Annotated in this window: 1 protein-coding gene and 1 pseudogene; both read right to left on the bottom strand. The window is 75.8% G+C overall.

Annotation, left to right across the window (positions count from 1 at the left end; all coding sequences use genetic code 11):
• A partial coding sequence (locus ACOV8S_RS18525; protein WP_448318935.1) for a serine/threonine-protein kinase occupies positions 1 to 1,205 on the bottom strand: 1,205 nt, incomplete at its 3' end.
• Positions 1,206 to 1,285: 80 nt separating this feature from the next.
• A pseudogene (locus tag ACOV8S_RS18520) lies at positions 1,286 to 1,671 on the bottom strand (serine/threonine protein kinase); the annotation flags it as partial.

The raw sequence follows: 1,671 nt of genomic DNA, 5'->3' as shown, positions 1-1,671 counted from the left end.
TCCCCGGAAGGGGCGGCGAGCCACCAGGCCGTGGCCGCCGCCGCGGCCGCGACCGCCAGTCCGGCCGCGGTGACCGTACGCCGCCGCGAGGCGGCGGGCCGGTTGCGGGCCGAGCCCGGCCGCGGGGCTCCGGCGGCCCTGGGCGCCCGCGCCGTCCCCAGCGCGCCGCCGGCCAGCTCGTCCGGCTCCGGCACCCGCATCGAGGTGTGGGTGTCCCGGTTGGAGTCCGGCCGCGACCCCCGCACCAGCGGCACGGCCCCGCGCCGGGAGGCGGCCTGGGGCGCGAGGCGGTCCGCGTCGGCCGGAGCGCCGGGGAACGGGGCCTGCGGAGCCTCCGGCTCCTCCTCCGGGTCGACGTCCTCGACGTCCAGCGCGGGCATCCCGGCCAGCAGCGGCAGCACCTCGCGCAGCCGCTCCGCCAGCTCGGCGGCCCGCAGCCGCGAGGCCGGGGCCTTGGACAGGCACTGCACGATCAGCCGCCACAGCTCCTCGGGGATCCCCGGCAGCGGCACCACCGTCTCGGTCACGTGCCGCCGCAGCACCGCCCCGGGGTGCCCCCCGCCGAACGGCGTGAACCCGGCCAGCAGCTCGTAGAGCACGGTGGCCAGGGCGTAGATGTCGACCGAGGCGCGCGGCGGAAGCCCTTCGACGATCTCGGGGGCCAGGTAGTCCGGAGTGCCGATGATCTTGGTGGCCCGGCTGCGCCGCGGCACGTCGATGAGCTTGGCGACCCCGAAGTCGGTCAGCAGCGCCGGGTGGGAGTTGCCGGGGCCGAGCGGGCCGTCCATGTCGAGCAGGACGTTCTCCGGCTTGACGTCCCGGTGCACCACCCCGGCGGCGTGCGCCGCGGCCAGCGCGTCGGCGACGTCGGCGACGACGGCCACCGCCGCCTCCGGGGCGAGCCGGCGCTCCCGCTCCAGGCGGGTGCGCAGGTCGGTGCCGCGCACCAGGTCCATGACCAGGGCGAGGTTGCTGCCGTCGACGACCAGGTCACGCACCGAGACGATCCGCGGGTGCTCGAGGCCGAGCAGCGCGGTCCGCTCGCCGACGAAGCGGCCGACCAGCTCCTCGTCCGAGGACAGGTCCTCGCGCAGGAGCTTGATCGCCACGGGCCCCTCGGGCCCCTCGCCGAGCCACACCGTGCCGGCGCTGCCCCGTCCGAGGATCTGGTGGGCGGTGTACCGGCTGCCGATCTTCCGTGCCAAGAGAGCTCCTGTGAAAGCGTGTTGGTGCAAACCTACGCGCCCACGGGGTCCTCCCTCACGGCAGCCGGTGAATTCACCCGCTACGGCAGGGCGTCCTGGGCGTCCCCGACGCCCTTCTGGACGTCGTCGACGCCGTTCTGCACGTCCTTGGCGGTGTCCCCGATGCTGGTGAACCAGTCGGAGATGTCGCCCATCCAGGTGGTCAGCTGGTCCCACCAGCCCTTGCCGGTGCCGATCCACTCCTGCAGCGGCGACAGTTCCCAGACCAGCCAGCCCGCCACGAAGAAGACCACGATCATGATCAGGCAGCCCTTGAGGCAGCCCAGACCGGGGATGCGCACCGGGTTGGCGCTGCGGCGCCGCTCGCGCGGGGCGGCCGGCGGCTGCTGCGGCGGGGCCGCGTAGCGCTGCGGCTGGGGCTGGACCGGCCGCTGCGCGGGCCGCTGGACCGGTCGCGGCGCCGGAC

It is taken from the genome of Streptomyces sp. CO7 (assembly GCF_053474865.1).
This window is presented reverse-complemented; position numbering and strand designations above follow the sequence as displayed.